General features: G+C 63.4%; 12 protein-coding genes. 8 read left to right on the plus strand and 4 right to left on the minus strand.

The annotated features are described in order from the left end of the window. The first annotated feature begins 126 nt into the window (after nt 1–126). The 4 genes from WKW79_RS15170 to WKW79_RS15185 are packed head-to-tail and all read left to right on the plus strand — an operon-like array spanning nt 127 to nt 6,336. Nucleotides 127–1,305 carry a TolC family protein gene (locus WKW79_RS15170; RefSeq protein ID WP_340335986.1) on the plus strand — a complete coding sequence of 393 codons (1,179 nt, stop codon included), beginning with the start codon at nt 127–129 and terminating at the stop codon, nt 1,303–1,305. Next, nucleotides 1,302–2,828, plus strand: a complete 1,527-nt coding sequence (locus tag WKW79_RS15175; protein ID WP_422823890.1) for an efflux RND transporter periplasmic adaptor subunit — start codon at nt 1,302–1,304, stop codon at nt 2,826–2,828. Before WKW79_RS15170 ends, WKW79_RS15175 begins: the two co-directional genes overlap by 4 nt. Then, on the plus strand, nt 2,825–5,995 hold the full coding sequence (locus tag WKW79_RS15180; RefSeq protein WP_340335987.1) for an efflux RND transporter permease subunit: 3,171 nt from the start codon (nt 2,825–2,827) through the stop codon (nt 5,993–5,995). Before WKW79_RS15175 ends, WKW79_RS15180 begins: the two co-directional genes overlap by 4 nt. Beyond that, on the plus strand, nt 5,992–6,336 hold the full coding sequence (locus WKW79_RS15185; RefSeq protein WP_340335988.1) for a copper-binding protein: 345 nt from the start codon (nt 5,992–5,994) through the stop codon (nt 6,334–6,336). Before WKW79_RS15180 ends, WKW79_RS15185 begins: the two co-directional genes overlap by 4 nt. A gap of 121 nt (nt 6,337–6,457) precedes the next feature. On the opposite strand, the gene mnmH is transcribed toward WKW79_RS15185, so the two are convergent. Next, nucleotides 6,458–7,513 carry a tRNA 2-selenouridine(34) synthase MnmH gene (mnmH, locus tag WKW79_RS15190; RefSeq protein ID WP_340335989.1) on the minus strand — a complete coding sequence of 352 codons (1,056 nt, stop codon included), beginning with the start codon at nt 7,511–7,513 and terminating at the stop codon, nt 6,458–6,460. A gap of 18 nt (nt 7,514–7,531) precedes the next feature. On the opposite strand from mnmH, the gene selD reads away from it, so the two are divergent. Further along, nucleotides 7,532–8,587 (plus strand): selenide, water dikinase SelD, encoded by a 1,056-nt coding sequence (selD, locus tag WKW79_RS15195; RefSeq protein WP_340335990.1) that lies wholly within the window; start codon nt 7,532–7,534, stop codon nt 8,585–8,587. Between the two features lie 373 nt (nt 8,588–8,960). Here the strand turns inward: selD and WKW79_RS15200 are convergent, their stop codons facing one another. Continuing rightward, nucleotides 8,961–10,034, minus strand: a complete 1,074-nt coding sequence (locus WKW79_RS15200) for a hypothetical protein (RefSeq protein WP_340335991.1) — start codon at nt 10,032–10,034, stop codon at nt 8,961–8,963. A gap of 34 nt (nt 10,035–10,068) precedes the next feature. On the opposite strand from WKW79_RS15200, the gene WKW79_RS15205 reads away from it, so the two are divergent. Continuing rightward, the gene (locus WKW79_RS15205; RefSeq protein ID WP_340335992.1) at nt 10,069–10,950 is read left to right on the plus strand and encodes a competence protein CoiA family protein; all 882 of its coding nucleotides are present in this window, start codon (nt 10,069–10,071) and stop codon (nt 10,948–10,950) included. Between the two features lie 251 nt (nt 10,951–11,201). On the opposite strand, the gene WKW79_RS15210 is transcribed toward WKW79_RS15205, so the two are convergent. Further along, nucleotides 11,202–11,936 carry a hypothetical protein gene (locus WKW79_RS15210; protein ID WP_340335993.1) on the minus strand — a complete coding sequence of 245 codons (735 nt, stop codon included), beginning with the start codon at nt 11,934–11,936 and terminating at the stop codon, nt 11,202–11,204. A gap of 44 nt (nt 11,937–11,980) precedes the next feature. Further along, complete coding sequence (locus WKW79_RS15215; protein WP_340335994.1) at nt 11,981–12,946, minus strand: HNH endonuclease; 966 nt, start codon at nt 12,944–12,946, stop codon at nt 11,981–11,983. Here WKW79_RS15215 and WKW79_RS15220 point away from each other — a divergent pair. Next, nucleotides 12,876–14,021: a S1 family peptidase gene (locus WKW79_RS15220; protein WP_340335995.1), complete on the plus strand. Its 1,146-nt coding sequence runs from the start codon at nt 12,876–12,878 to the stop codon at nt 14,019–14,021. The genes WKW79_RS15215 and WKW79_RS15220 overlap by 71 nt on opposite strands. Nucleotides 14,022–14,945: 924 nt before the next feature. Then, the gene (locus WKW79_RS15225) at nt 14,946–15,302 is read left to right on the plus strand and encodes a hypothetical protein (RefSeq protein ID WP_340335996.1); all 357 of its coding nucleotides are present in this window, start codon (nt 14,946–14,948) and stop codon (nt 15,300–15,302) included. The last annotated feature ends 249 nt before the right edge of the window (nt 15,303–15,551 follow it).

A 15,551-nucleotide genomic window follows, 5' to 3' on the forward strand; every position in this document is an offset into this window, starting at 1 on the left:
CGACTGACCCCGGGTGCTGGCGCGGCTTGTCCGCTTGCCGGCGAATACCTCGTTCGTCTTTGGAGAAGTTTCATGTTCACCCCGTTTTCGCGCGCGGCCGTTTGGGCCGCCGCACTGCTGCCTGGCTTGGCAGCGGCTGCGCCGCTGTCCTTCGACGCGGCGCTGCAATTGGCCGTCCAGCGCTCCGAGGCAGCGCGTGCTGCCCGCGCTGGCGTCCAAAGCGCCAGGGATGCCTCGGTTGCCGCAGGGCAACTTCCCGATCCCGTCTTGAGAGCAGGTATCGAAAACCTGCCCATCACCGGGCCGGATCGCTTCAGCACAACCAACGACTCGATGACCATGAAGCGCATCGGCATCAGCCAGGAGTGGGTCTCGCAAGACAAACGTTCTGCGCGACAAGCTGCTGCGCAGGCATCAACGAGCCGGGAGGCGGTACAGGCCCAGGCTGCGATCGCCAACACGCGGCTGCAGACAGCGCTCGCCTACGTCGATGCCTTCTACGCCGATGAGATGCTCAAGCTCACAACCCTGATGGAGCATCACGCCCATGAGGAGTTTGAAGCCGCGCGCGCCCGGCTGTCTTCTGCGACTGGCAGCAGCCAGGAACTGCTCCAGCTCAGCGGCGGCAAAGGCATTGCGGAAGACGATTCAGCCGAAATCCGGCAGCAGCAAACCGCTGCGCGATTCGCCTTGCAGCGCTGGATCGGCCTGAGGCCCGACGAGCTGGTGACCATGCCAGTCGAGTCCGTCCCCACTGAAGAGGTCTACGTTGCTGGCCACCCTTCGGTGGCAGCCATGCGGCAAGACCTCGAAGTGGCAAGGCAAGCTGCGGCCGTGGCAAGCACCAACCGCGACCCCAACTGGACGTGGGAAGTCGCCTATGGGCAGCGCACGGGCTATTCGGACATGGTGACGGTCGGGGTGAGCATTCCGCTGGCCATCGCGCGTGGCGATCGACAGGATCGCGAAACGGCCGCCAAGCTCGCGTTGGTTGAGAAGTCCGAGGCCGAGTTGGCCGAAGCAACCCGCGCCGCCACCGCCGAATACCAGGTGCTTTCCAGCGACATCGAGCGCGTGTGGCAACGCATCGAGCGCCTTCGCGCGGGCGTCGTCACGCCCGCGGCGCAGAGAACGGCCGTCGCCACCGCGGGCTACCGTTCCAACCAGACGAGTCTGGTGACGCTGTTTGAGGCGCGGCACGCCGAGGTCGACGTGCAACGCAAGCTGCTGGCACTTCAGCGTGATCTGGCCAAGGCGCAAGTCCAGATGAAGTTTCGTCCCCTTTCCGGCGAGGTGGCACCATGAAACGATCAAATGTGACGATGCTGGGCCTGATCGCCCTCACGCTGGTCGCGGGGGCCGCCTTCTATGTTGGCCGCACGACGGTGCAGTCCGCACCTGGCGCGTCCATGACGCCAGGGACCACGCCCGGCAACGATGGCCGCAAGGTCCTCTACTGGCACGACCCGATGGTGCCCGGCCCACGCTTCGACAAGCCCGGCAAGTCTCCGTTCATGGACATGCAGCTGGTGCCCATGTATGCAGACAGCCAACCGACAAGCTCGGGCGTGACGATCAGCCCCGGCGTGCAGCAAAACCTCGGCATCCGCTACGCCACCGTGCGCCGGGCCGATGTCTCCTCGTCCTTCGACGCCATCGGCACCGTGCAGTTCGACGAGCGCTTGAATGTGGCGGTCCAGACGCGCGTTGCCGGCTACGTCGAGCGCCTTTCGGTGCGCGCGCCGATGGAGCGGGTGCGCAAAGGCCAAGCTCTTGCGACCATCTTCGCACCGGAGTGGCTGGGCCCGCAAAACGAACTGATAGCACTCCAGCGCGCCGGCGTTTCCCCTGACCTCGTCGCGGCTGCGCGCGAGCGAATGCGGGCCATGTCCATCCCGGGCGAACTCATCCGCCAGAGCGAGAAGGCTGGCGTGGCGCAAGCACGCTTTGTGCTGACGGCGCCGGTCAGCGGGGTCATTGCGGAACTGGGCGTGCGCGAAGGCGTGGCCGTCGCGTCCGGCGTGACCCTGTTTCGGATCGCCGGGCTCGAGAAGGTTTGGGCAACCGCAGAGGTTCCCGAAGCACAAGCGTTGCGGCTTGCGGCGGGCCAGAAGGTGCAAGCCGCGTTGCAGGCAGATGCCTCACAGACCTTTGCCGGCGAACTGAAGGAAATCCTTCCGGAGATCAGCAGTTCCACACGCACGCTCAAGGCGCGCTTCGAGGTCGACAACGCGCAGGGCAGACTCACTCCCGGCATGCTGTTGCGGCTCCAGGTGGGGGGCGCCAGGAGCTCACGCCTGCTCGTGGCCTCGGAGGCGGTCATTCGCACAGGCAAGCGCTCGGTCGTCATCGTTTCCAGGGAGGGCGGAGCCTTCGAGCCGCGCGAGGTGTCGCTCGGCGCAGACCTGGGTGACGACGTCGAGGTGGTCCAGGGGCTGGCCGAGGGCGCGCGAGTTGTGGCGAGCGGGCAGTTCCTGATCGACTCCGAAGCCAGGCTGCGGTCGGTGCTGGGGAACATGACTGCGAGTGCGGCTCCACCCCCGACTGCGTCGGGATCCCCTGTCTCGTCGACGCCGGCGACCACCGGAACATCGCATCGTGCGGAGGGCAAGGTCGAAAGGGTCGAAGCGGACGGCATCACCATTTCGCATGGCCCCGTCGCCTCGCTGAAGTGGCCCGCCATGACCATGGGCTTTTCCAGGCCAACGCCGGGCGCCTTTGCTGACGTCAAGCCAGGCGACACGGTCCGGTTCGAGTTCAGGGAAGGCGGGCCACTGGGCTACGAGCTGCTCTCGGTCGAACGCCTTCAACCGGCGGCAAAGCAATGATCGCGGCCCTCATCCGGTGGTCGGTCGGCAACCGGTTCCTCGTATTGATCGCCACCTTGTTCGTCGTGGCGGCAGGCCTGTGGTCAGCGGCCCGGACGCCGCTCGATGCGCTACCCGACCTGTCGGACACGCAGGTGATCATCCGCACACCCTTTCCCGGCAAGGCGCCGCAGGTGGTTGAAGACCTGGTCACCTATCCGCTGACCACAACGATGCTGAGCGTGCCCGGCGCGAAGACGGTGCGCGGGTATTCGTTCTTCGGCGATTCCTTCGTCTATGTGCTGTTCGACGACAAGACCGATCCCTATTGGGCGCGCTCGCGGGTCGTTGAATACCTCAACCAAGTGCAGGCACGGCTTCCAGCAGGTGCCAGTGCCTCGCTGGGCCCCGATGCGACCGGGGTGGGCTGGGTCTACGAGTACGCGCTGGTCGACCGCACCGGCAGTCGGGACTTGGGTCAACTGCGCGCGCTCAACGACTGGTTCCTGAGGTTCGAGTTGAAAACCGTGGCCGACGTGGCGGAGGTGGCCAGCATCGGCGGCATGGTGCGCCAGTACCAGGTGGTGCTCGACCCGGATCGCATGCGTGCGCTCGGCATCACGCAAGCGAGCGTGGTGCAGGCCTTGCAGAAAGCCAATCAGTCCAGCGGAGGCTCCGTCGTCGAACTTGGCGAAGCCGAATACATGGTCCGATCCCGCGGCTACCTGCGATCGCTGGAAGACTTTCGCTCCATTCCCGTGTCGATCTCAGGCGCCACGCCGGTGCTGTTGCGCGACGTGGCGACGGTTCAGATCGGACCCGAGATGCGGCGCGGCATTGCTGAACTGGATGGCGAAGGCGAGGTGGCCGGCGGTGTGGTCGTCATGCGCTCCGGCAAGAACGCACGCACCACCATCGAGGCGGTGAAAGCGAAGCTGGAAACGCTGAAGACGAGCCTGCCTGCGGGCGTCGAAATCGTACCGACCTATGACCGCTCCCTTCTCATCGATCGCGCGGTGGACAATCTGCGCGCCAAGCTGGTCGAGGAGTTCATCGTCGTGGCGCTGGTGTGTGCCGTGTTCCTGTTCCACCTGCGCTCGGCGCTGGTCGCGGTGGTCGCGCTGCCCATTGGCGTACTGGCCGCATTCATCGTCATGCACTGGCAGGGTGTCAACGCCAACATCATGTCGCTGGGTGGCATTGCCATTGCCATCGGTGCCATGGTCGATGGCGCCGTCGTGATGGTCGAGAACGTGCACAAGCACATCGAGGCCTTCGAGACGGGGCATGGGCGGCAGCCTGATGGCTTCGAGCGATGGCAACTCGCGTCCGATGCGTCGGTGGAGGTCGGGCCGGCCCTGTTCTTCTCGCTGCTGGTGATCACGCTTTCTTTCGTGCCGGTGTTCTCGCTGGAGGCGCAGGAGGGCCGGCTGTTCGCGCCCCTGGCATTCACCAAGACCTACGCCATGGCGGCAGCGGCAGGTCTTTCGGTGACGCTGATTCCGGTGCTGATGGGTTACCTCATTCGCGGTCGAATCCCGCATGAAGCGGCGAATCCGGTCAATCGCTTGCTCATGGCGGCATACCGGCCAGCGCTCGAATGGGTGTTGCGCTTTCCGAAGTGGACGCTGATGCTGGCGGGCGTGCTGCTCGCGCTGACGGTGGTGCCGATGGCGCGGCTGGGCGGCGAGTTCATGCCGCCGCTGGATGAAGGCGACCTGCTCTACATGCCGTCTGCCCTGCCAGGGCTTTCGGTGTCGAAGGCGGCGCAACTGTTGCAGCAGACCGATCGCCTCATCAAGACGGTGCCGGAAGTGGCGCGGGTGTTCGGAAAAGCCGGCCGTGCGGACTCGGCCACCGACCCGGCGCCGATGGAGATGTTCGAGACCACCATCCAGTTCAAGCCCAAGGATCAATGGCGCGCCGGCATGACGCCAGACAAGCTGGTCGAGGAACTGGATCGCGCCGTCAAGGTGCCGGGACTGTCGAACGTGTGGGTGCCTCCCATACGCAATCGCATTGACATGCTGGCCACGGGAATCAAGAGTCCCGTGGGTGTGAAGGTGGCGGGCGCCGATCTGGCCACCATCGATTCGCTGACCACACAGATCGAGGCGGCGGTCAAGAACGTACCGGGGGTGTCGTCGGCGCTGGCCGAGCGATTGACGGGCGGGCGCTACATCGATGTCGATGTCGATCGCCTGTCTGCGGCACGGTTCGGCCTCTCGGTGGCGGATGTTCAGTCCGTTGTATCCACCGCCATCGGCGGCGACAACGTCGGCGAAGTGATCGAGGGGCGGGAGCGCTATCCGATCAACGTGCGCTACCCGCGCGAGATCCGAGACTCGCTGGAACGCTTGCGGCAATTGCCCTTCGTGACCGACAAGGGCGCGACCGTCTTGCTGCAGGACGTCGCCAAGATCCATATCGAGGCCGGCCCGCCAATGCTGCGCAGCGAAAACGCACGGCCCTCGGGCTGGGTGTATGTCGACGTACGCGGGCGGGACCTTCGTTCGGCGGTCACGGACATGCAAGCCGCGGTGGCGCAGGCCGTGAAGATGCCAGCCGGCTATGCCGTCTCGTGGTCCGGCCAGTTCGAATACCTTGAGCGTGCAACCGAGCGCCTGAAGCTAGTGATTCCCGTCACGCTGGCCGTGATTTTCGTGCTGCTCTACCTGCTCTTCAAATCGCTCGCGGATGCGGCCCTTGTCATGGCGGCGGTGCCGTTCTCGCTGATCGGAGGCTTCTGGCTTGTGTGGGCGATGGGGCACTCGGTTTCCGTGGCCACGGCGGTGGGCTTCATCGCGCTGGCCGGGGTTGCGGCCGAATTCGGCGTGGTGATGCTGGTCTACCTGAAGAATGCGCTCGCTCGGCGCCTCGCGGCAGGTGCAGCGATGAACGACGAGACCCTGCTGGCCGCTATTCGGGAGGGGGCCGTCCTGCGGGTGCGGCCGAAGGCCATGACCGTTGCCGTGGTGATGGCGGGCTTGTTGCCTATCCTTTGGGGCAGTGGCACCGGATCGGAGGTGATGACCCGAATCGCCGCGCCCATGGTGGGCGGGATGGTGACAGCACCACTGCTCAGCATGCTCGTGGTGCCTGCCGCCTGGTATCTGCTGCATCGTCGCAAGAACGTTGCCGCGCCTGCTTTCAATCCGATTCCCCCAAATTCAGGAGCACTCGAATGAAACCCCTGCATGTTCTTGCGATTTCACTGCTCGCCGCCAGTCTCGGTGTCCATGCCCAGTCCAAACAGCCGAACATGCCGATGCCCATGAAGGAGCCCGCGCAAAGCCAGAATGCTTCGAACGCGCTGACCGATGCGGTGGTTCAAAGAATCGACATCGCCACCGGCGAGGTCGTGCTCAAGCATGGCGATATTCCGAATCTCGCCATGCCGCCGATGACGATGGCCTTCGATGCGGACAAGAAGACGCTCAGCGGCTTGAAGGTCGGAGACAGGGTGCGCTTTCACGCGGAGATCATTGACGGAAGGCCGAAGCTGACGCGGGTCGAGCATGTTCGGTAGCGGCGCTCTCCATCAAGGGTTGGCCGTCTCTTCGATTGATCATTCCCACTCCGGTGAGGGTGAGCCTCAATGAAATGCTCCCATCAGCGCATGGAAACGGATCAGGGATGAGGCTGGCCCATCAGACTGGAGGAAGCGTCAGGACCGCGTCGGCGATGGCCTCGATCCCCGTGTCGGAAAGATCAGTCGCAGCGATGCGGCGGCGCGCCTCCCATTTCGCAAAATGACGCGCCTGCGAGCGTGCGTAGTGCGGGTCGTAGTGCAGGCGCATCAGTTCCTCGAACAGAGGTGACAACGCATGCGTGCGCGCCCATCCTTGCCAGCGCGCAACCGTCTCCTTGCCCTGCATTTCCTTGAGCATCCCGAGCTGCGTCGCAAGCGATTCGCCGTTGTCGCCAAGGTAGGCGTAGTCGCGCAGCAGGTAGTCGAGCCGCGCCTCAGGCGTGGCGACCACTTCAATGCAATTGCCTCCGCGCATCCGCTCCACCAATGGGATCGGCAGCGAGATGCGCCCGATGCGCGCGCTTTCGCCTTCGACATACACCGTGCGCTCCAGATCGAACGGCTTCAATGCTGTTGCCAGTTGCGTTTCGAAAGCCTTCTGCGAGGGCTGTGGCACGCCCGGCAGCGCGCCCAGCAAGGAGCCCTTGTGCCGCGCCAACCCTTCGAGGTCCAGCACCTGCTCACCGCGCGCCGCGAGCGCCTGCAACACGCGCGTCTTGGCGCTGCCAGTGGCGCCGCAGATCACCTTGAGCCTGAGCCGGGGAACACACGCGGCCAACTGATCGATTACGTCATGCCGGAAGCTCTTGTAGCCACTGGCGAGCTGCCGCGCATCCCAGCCCACGAGGCGCAGCCACGCAACCATCGACCCGCTGCGCAGCCCGCCACGCCAGCAATACACCAACGGTTTCCAGTCTGGCGGCTTGTCCGCGAATCGTTCGTTTAGATGGCGCGCCAGGTTGGCCGCGACCATCGCGCCGCCCACGCGGCGTGCCTCGAAGGCGCCGGTCTGCTTGTAGATCGTGCCGACGATGCGGCGCTCATCGTCGTCGAGCACCGGGCAGTTGATGGCGCCGGGTATGTGGTCGAGCGCGAACTCGGAGGGCGAGCGCGCGTCGATCAGCACGTCGAAGTCGGGGATGTCGGCGACGCGTACCGGTCCGCGATGGGTCATGGGTTTATTCTCAAGGGCATGGAACCGATCGCTCTCACACGTTTTTCACACGGCGGCGGTTGCGGCTGCAAGATTGCCCCGGGCCTGCTGGCCGAGATTCTGGCACGCGCCCCGCAGGGCATCGTGCCGCCGGAGCTGCTGGTCGGCACCGAGACCAGCGACGACGCCGCCGTCTACCGACTCAACGACGCGCAGGCGCTGGTCGCCACCACCGACTTCTTCACGCCGATCGTCGACGACCCATACGACTTCGGCCGCATCGCGGCGACCAACGCCTTGTCGGACATCTACGCGATGGGCGGCACGCCGATCATGGCGCTGGCACTCGTCGGCATGCCGATCGACAAGCTGCCGCCGGAGGTGATCGGCCGCGTGCTCGAAGGCGGCGCGAGCATCTGCCGCGAGGCCGGCATTCCGATCGCGGGCGGGCACAGCATTGACGTGCTGGAGCCGATCTACGGGCTGGTCGGGCTGGGCTTGGTGCATCCCGACCGGGTGCGGCGCAACTCGGCGGCCGAGGCCGGTGATGTGCTGGTGCTGGGCAAGCCGCTGGGCGTGGGCATCCTGTCGGCGGCGCTCAAGAAGGGGCTGCTCGATGGGGGCGGCTATGCCGAGATGATCCGCCACACGACGCAGCTCAATCGCGTCGGCACCACGCTGGCCACGCTCGACGGCGTGCATGCGATGACGGACGTCACCGGCTTCGGCCTGGCCGGCCATCTGCTGGAGATCTGCCGGGGCTCCGGGCTCGCGGCCGAAGTGTCGCTGGCGTCGCTGCCGCTGATCGAAAGCGCGTTGCCCTTTGCGCAGCAGGGCATCGTGACGGGCGCGTCGGGGCGCAACTGGGCCGGTTATGGCGGCCAGATCGCGTGGCCTGCGAACGCGCCGGATTGGCAGCGCGCGCTGGTGTCAGACCCGCAGACCAGCGGCGGTCTGCTCGTGTCCTGCAGGCCCGAGAGCGCCCCTGCTGTGCTCGAAGCGTTTCGCGGTGCCGGCTTTGCGCAGGCCGCAACCGTGGGCACGCTATGCGCCATATCGGCGGGCGAAACGCCGGGCGTGGCCTTCCTCCCATAACCATCGTCAGTTCTCGTGGCCTCACGATCAAATCTCCTCGCCGAAAAGCGGCGGCGAGACGTAAGCGCATGGCACGACGTTGGGAGCGCAGCGCCGGGCCGGCGTGGAGAGTGTCAGCATCCCAATAGGTCGCTCATGTGTCTCTATTCGATGGCGCTTCGATCGCCAATTGCAACCCTGAAACCCACGCGATCGCTCGGTCGACCAGTGCCAAGCAGCGAACTATGACCGCAACACTTGGCAGCGGTCGTGGGATTGGATCTCGTCATTCCGTTTGGATGTCTGCGATCAGCATCAAGGTGTGATTTCGCTGAGCAACGCGTTACAGCAGCAACCGCTGCATCGCGATGGTTGTTGGCTTGGCGGCAGTGACCTACCGGGGCGCGGTCTTGCCTTGCCGAGTGACCCGGTCAAAGGTGAAAACGTGCTCCTGCGGCGCCTCGACGCAGCAGCCGAATAGGCGACGCCGCTCGTGGCCCGCGCCGTAGCGTAGCTCCACCGTTGCTGCGCAAACGGGGCAAGTGGCGCTGTAGCGCACTAAGCCGATGATGCGCGCGTCGCCCTGCTTGAAGCTCTCAAGCTGAGCTGGGGGCTCGTTCCATCTCACCAGCACGTCGGCGGCAGGCACGATCCGGTCCGCCAGCAACCACCAGAGCTGGCGAACGAAATCCCATAAGACCCAGCCAATCCCCGCCGCGCAGACGAAAAAAGCAAGGTCCGCCGTCGTCACAGGTCGATTTACGAACAGCATCAGCCACACGATCGCCGCCAGGAGCGCGATGCACGCCATCGGCGCCATAACGGTGCTCGCGAACAGCAAACCGCGCAGGGACTTTGTCTTGAACGAGCCGCTCCCGAACAGTGGGCGCGCGACCCAAGATGGCTTAACGGTGCCGGCAGGCGCGTAGGCGTATTCGATCCGCAGACAGGCGGGACCCGCATCCCCTGGTCCCACCGGCTCAAGCCGACCTATGTGGCTGACGTCGGACGCAGCGTGCGGCTCGATCGTTTCCTCTTGGGGCGTCAGTGCGTAGGGTTCCAGTGACCACTGCGCGCGGTGGTGTCCCGACGTCGAGCGCTTGCGCAGGCGGAGGGAATGCTTCAAGCCGCGCTGCGCGAAGAACGCTTCCCTGTCCACGGACCGGCTGGAGAGGTACTGCTCGAGCTTGGCGTTCTTGACCTTCATCTTTGCGGAGTCGAAATCGACTAGCTCCGGCCAGCAGACTTGCACCAGATCCTCCGCATTGAATTCCAGTTGCTCCCCGCGGCCCGTAAGGTGCGCGACCTTGGCCGACTCGTTACCCAAGGCGCGAAGCAGTGCCAGGGCGTTGGACTCAACGTGCTGGCCAGCGAGCCACTCCTGAAAGCACGGCAGTAGTTCCGCAACCGTCGGCAACCGGTTTGCAACCGGTTCTGGACTGGTTGGCGCCGCTTCGTCTCTGAACACTTGGGTTCTCCTCAACTCAACTCATGGAGTCCTTATGTTGGCATTGTTTGCAGTTCATTCCTCCGACCGCTTCGTTCACGTGACGGAGGTCGAGCGCGGGCTAGCGTGCGACTGCCGCTGCGCCGTGTGCGGCGAGCAGGTGATCGCGCGCCAAGGCGACGTGCGGGAGCACCACTTCGCCCACAGCTCCAACGCCCAGCCCTGTGCGTCAAGCTACGAATCCGACCTCCACCGCTTCGCCAAGCGTGTGATCGTCGAGGCGGGTGGCCTGGTGGTGCCGGTCAACGCAGCTGCGGCGCTTGCCCTCGGCCTTGGAGACGACAAAGGCCCGCGAATCCTCTTGGCGTGCACCAGCATCGAGGAGGAGGTGGTGGTTGGGGACCGGCGCCCGGACCTGCTGGCGGCCACAACCGCTGGCATAAGTGTGGCCATCGAGGTCGCCTATACCTCGTTTTGCGACTCTCAGAAGCGCCAAGACTATGGCGATCTGCGGCTGTCCGCGCTTGAAATCGACCTCAGGGCCTTCACGCCTACTGCCTTCGACGTCGGTCGAGTCAAGCACGCGTTGCTTGAAGACATCGCCTGCAAGAGCTGGCTTTGGCCAGTGCGCTTGGAAGAGGCCGAGCCCAGCAGCGAGCCGCCGTCCGTTCCGCCGACAGTGTCCACACCGAGGCGCCAGTTCTTGCCCGAGGAAATCGTCAAGCTCCGCGGCCGTTGGATCTCGGTCAAAGAGTTGCCCAGCGGTGACATCGCCATCAAGGCGGTGCGTTATGACCCCGACGTAGTCTCGGTGGTGCGCACTGTCGCGCGCCAGCATTTGGGGCAGTACCGCGGCACCTACTTCAGCTGGGTGATCCCGCGCTTCCGGGCGGAGGCGGCCCGCGCGCAACTCCGCACTATCGCTGCGGGAGTCTAGTTGCGGGGCGGCGTATGAAAGGCTGGCCGGGGCTGCCACCGATCAGGCAGGAACTGGCGGTTCAGACTGATCGGAGACACTCGACAACTGGCAACGCTCAGTTTCGCGGTGCGCGAATAAGCCGACACTCAGGCCGCTGCGATTGCGGATTTTGGCGACGTTGAATGCGACCCCGCTGGCGAGACCGTCAGCACAGTGGAGCAGTTCGGTCTTTCGTCTTGGCTCATGAGGCGCGGTGATTAGCTCAGGAGTTATGGTGAGCGCTGCCACGTTCTCTTGACGGTGCTGGTTCCGCAATCGTAGATGAAGATCCTTGCAAACTGGCACTCGGTATCAAGCGTGCCGAGGTAGTCCTCGAGATCAGCAAGCCAAACATCGTCGGGGAACATTGGGTTGCCGTCGATGTAGGCCAAGAGATTAAGCTGCCCCTGCGGCGTGTAGCGCTTTGCCATCTTGCCTTTGAGCGCATCTACAGACGGATCGCCCACCCAAGTCACGGAGGTGGTGTTGAAGATCGGACCGGCGAAGCTGCCGCGCCCAATGTGCGCATAGCTTAGGATGGTTTTCAGCGGGTTGCCGCCCTTAAATACATCACCTGTGAATCCATCGGGCAAAACGGCCAGATGTCGAAAAATGGCGGGAAGCGCATTCTTGCGGCGTCGCCCGCTCATGTTGTCGCAGAAGGTCAGCGCGATGTCGGCGTTCCGGAACGCCGAGCGGAAGGCGGTAGCCTGTGGCGCCGGCAGGTTATCGAGGTACGCGTTGCAGGCATCCTTCGTGATGAAGGACTGACCTAGCGAAGCAGAGTAGTCCTGGTCAATGATCTCGACGAGCTCAAAGGCTTGGCTGGTCCCGTCGGCCGCCACGTAAAGAATGTCCGGCTCCGGTTCCGGCTGGCTAGTGAAAGTACCGTGAGGCAGAAGGCCCATAGTCCTTGCAAAGTGTTCGAAGATGAGACGTTCGCGCGCATCTTTCGAGAGTGCCATGTCAGGGGTTCCCATGCCAGACAAAACAGATAGAGCCGCCAACGTTATGGCTCGACGGGGTCGGTCGACGTGGCGACATGCTCGTCATTGCTCTCCAGGTTGTGCGTGTAGACGAACCGCGGGCCGTCGACCGACAAGGTTCGGAAGTGAATTCGAAACGCGAGCTGACCGAAGTAGCGTACCTGCACCGTAGCCCAGGGGTTATTGCCTTCAAAAAGAAGGCCATGGAAAGGTTTGGCCTCGGGCGCTTGCAAGCGCTCGACGGTGATGTGGGCAAGATCGATCGGCGACCCCCTGAGCGCGGCGCGGATCGCACGCAGCCCCGGTGCGTCCGCGCAAATTGCAGTGTTCAGATGCAGGGCCAGAAACTCGTAGGCCGACTTGATTGGGACGAGGAGGTTGAGCAGCGGACCATCGAGTGCCGGCTGAATTCCCTCGATACGCCACTTGACCACCTCGATCCTCGGCGCAATTTCGACCCGGGTATTCTCTGGCGCGTCCGTGAACCGCTGCAATGCCCGCGCAATGTCGACTGCGGCGTGATTCTCGCGGACAAGCAATTGCTGGAGGGTCTTGGCGGCCTGCGGTGTCGGTTGGATCAATGAGCCATCATCGAGCCTCGTCGATCTGACGAGGAACTCGCCGCCCTTGACGTACCCAGGCGATACGCCACCTGGCCCAGACGACACGTAACGTTGTCCTTCAGCGAACTGAACAGCGAGCTTAGGTATCGCGGGGGCCAGTTTCGCGACCAGCGATCGAATCGTGGGATCGGCCTTTGCTCGGCCCTCAGCCTGATGGCCGATCCGCGAATTGCATGCACGGCACAACAGCCGCGAAGTCAAGCGTCCTCCGAGTGACTCGGGGATCAGATGCTCCACAGTGAGATCTGAGGTCGCAAGGCAGACTATGCACTGCAGACCCGGCCATGAAACTTCGATGGTAAACCTCGATGCCGCTGCTTGTTTGTGGAGCGATTGTCCGTTGAAGCGGAAGCGATCCGAGATCAATCCTCACAACTTCGATGATGGTGAGCGTGTAATGCCCATGATTCGGCCTGCGCCAAAAGCTGCACGCGGCTCGTGCCGCGCTGTGGAGCGCGTATGTGCATCCTTGCGCAACCGAAGAGAATCGGTCAAATGGTTGGAGTTACCGGAACAGCTTGTGGAAATTGAACAGTTCTCGACGTTCGCGGATCTGAATCCGGAGAGGGGCCTGCGGCGCGGCGATCCGCTGAGGTTCGATGCAAAGTGCTTTCGTTTTGAAGGCGCCAACGGCGACTACATGCCCGTTGCCTCTCAGCAGGGTATCTTGTTGGCGCTGAGTTTTCGTGACGACGACGGACACCACACGACTGGCTCCGGCGTCCTCGTCGGACCCGGCCTTGCGATCTGTGCCGCACACGTGCTCCAGGACAGAGGTTTTTACGAGAAACTCACAGGTACGGGCGCAACGCTTGTCGGCCAAGCACCGATTCCAGGCGGGATGCTCCTGTGGACGGTAAAGCACGTGACGCTGGTTCCAGACAGCGATCTTGCGATCCTCTCGATGTCGCTCACGTCCAACTACCCACCCGAGCGAAGGTTCACCGTCGCACACATTACGACCCGGATGCCGCAGGTGGGTGACGAACTCACACTAACCGGCCTTTCCGCAGTTCGCGAGACCGAGGAGATCGCGTCGGTGATACGCATGGAACTCACGCCGGGTTGCCTGAAAACGCGAGTCTTGCAGGTCTATCCAGAAGGTGCGGGAAGCATGATCGTTGGCCCCTGTGTGGCCGTGGACTGCGAAGCGTCCGGCGGCATGAGCGGCGGCCCGGTGTTCGACAGTCGAGGATTTTTGGTGGGGATCGTGTCTGCCGCCATCGTGGGCGGCAACACGTCTTTTGTATCTCACGTTTGGCCAGCCCTCGTTAGGTCGCAAGCAAACCCGGTATGGCCCGCTGATCCCTACCCCCGGCCCGCGCCCGCTACCCTCTTGCACCTCGGCAACAAGTTTGGTGTCACGATTGAGCGGCCGGACGCATTTGCGCTGTGCGTCTACAACGATGAGATCAGCCTTGGATATAGCGCTTGGTCCTAATCGCGGCCATAGGTAGCTTATGCACCTGTATTAAGTAGCCATTGCTGACTGTCCGCTGTCGCTGCAGTGCCGAAGTTCGGGCCAGAAGGCCGCAGTTCAGCAATGGGCCCCAGACGCCATTCCACGGCACGCCGAAGCGGCCGTTAATACTTGGCGAAAATTTGTCGAAATCCGAAGACCCGCCTAGACTTCGCCCGGCCTCTTGCACCACCAGCGCAAGCGGCGTCATCGACAGACTAATCTCATCAGCAATTGATCAGCCTTTTCATACGTCCGCCGCGAAGATCCCTCGCAGGGCCCATCACCTCGCGTGCGTATTTGCAAAGGACCGTCAATGCACCTACCGACAACAACCCCGTCTCGACTGAATCCCGCTTGTTCACTACTGGCGTTGCCCTCCGGCCCTGATCCCTGCGAAGAAGACGAATGCCCTGCCGCCGCTCTTTCTGCGACCACTCAGCTGGCTTCCTCGAGACCCGACCCTCTTGGGTCATCTGGTAGCGACGCTTCCTTGCTAACAACGCTGCATGCGCAGCGCCGAATGAATGGAAGCGCGCGCGCTTACTCCGCCCCACGGAGCCGCCGCTTCAGTTTGGACGACAAACATGGATACGAGGTACATCGATGCACTGGCTCGTGATTTCCGCGTTCGTGGCGGGCAGTTCGTGGGGCCCGGTGATTCAAGTCGTTCCAACACCCGACCAAAGGACCTGCCAGACGCTGAGAGATCAGGTGCTCACGGACGTCAGGAAGCAAGCGCAATCGAATTTCATCGGTGCACTCGACCACTTTGATGAAGGTGAAGCAACAGGGCTTGCCAGAGGCAATCGCGAAGTGGCGCGGATCCGATGTGTGCAGACAAGGTAGGCAAGCGCCCCACTCACTTCATAACCAAACCGGTACCCATCCGAGGAGCACATTCCTATGAACGTCGCGCAAAGCTCGATGGCCATTGCGACCCACGGCAACAGGAAGGGCCAAGTGGCGCTGGTCCTATGGCAGGAACAAATCCACGCGTGTCTTGGCTTGATTTGGCGAGTCCGCTTCCAGGCGCCACAGTTGTCGACCCGGATCTCGGACGACGGCGGAGCCACCTTCCACGATGGCGTCTCCTTCAGCCGGGAGGCCTTGATGCCGGATGCCTGGCTCAGGGAAGTCGAGTGGCAGAGGACCATCACACCACTGGAGATTGAGCTGCACCGCCCTGTAGCGCCACCGGAAGTGATCGAGGTCCAACTCCGATGGCCCGACGGCTGGCTGAACGAGGTTCAATCCGGATAGGAAGTCGCGCACTTCATAGACCCAATGCAAAACTTTTGTCGAATGCTTTCGCTCGGAAGATGTCCGCAGCTTCTGGGCTTCGATTGCGCACCACTGCAGCAGCCGATTTCTTGCATGCCAGTCGCTCTTGCAGAACAATTGCTACGCCACCTTTCACCAGATGCCCATGAACGCCTTGATAGTCATACGAGCAACCTCATCAAGCGCGGTGTGGTTGCGGCCGCTGGCTGATCAAGGACTCGACGCTCT

Origin of the sequence: Variovorax robiniae (genome assembly GCF_037889955.1) — a bacterium.
Taxonomy (GTDB): Bacteria; Pseudomonadota; Gammaproteobacteria; order Burkholderiales; family Burkholderiaceae_C; genus Variovorax; species Variovorax robiniae.